1 protein-coding gene is annotated in these 323 nt (G+C 33.1%); it reads right to left on the bottom strand.

Translation table 11 applies throughout. The features are described 5' to 3' along the window. On the bottom strand, positions 1 to 276 hold a 276-nt coding region (locus tag L1028_RS31165), incomplete at its 3' end, for a hypothetical protein (protein ID WP_234541979.1). Between the last annotated feature and the right edge of the window lie 47 nt (positions 277 to 323).

Below are 323 nucleotides of genomic sequence, written 5' to 3'. Positions count from 1 at the left end.
ACTAAATCTCCCCTTAATAAGTGGGGTAACTTCAAAACCACTTTCAAACGACTCCTTAACTTTTGTGATTTGAATATCATCTATCGATATTGAACCACCGTGATGAATACCCCATATTAAAAAATACGTAGACAAATTTCCCGTTGTAATACTTATAGTCTTATTTGTTACTTTCCCGATCTCTCCCGTCCATTGTGTGAAACCCTTATCTCCGAATAAATATGCTTCTGAACTTCTGGCTAAAAAGTAAAAATCTCCTTCTTTGTTGTTAGACAACCTGTTTATTTTATAGTTAAAACTAATATTATATGTAGTGTTAGGCT

The organism is Paenibacillus pseudetheri, from assembly GCF_924513355.1.
Lineage (GTDB): Bacteria > Bacillota > Bacilli > Paenibacillales > Paenibacillaceae > Paenibacillus_AQ > Paenibacillus_AQ pseudetheri.
This window is presented reverse-complemented; position numbering and strand designations above follow the sequence as displayed.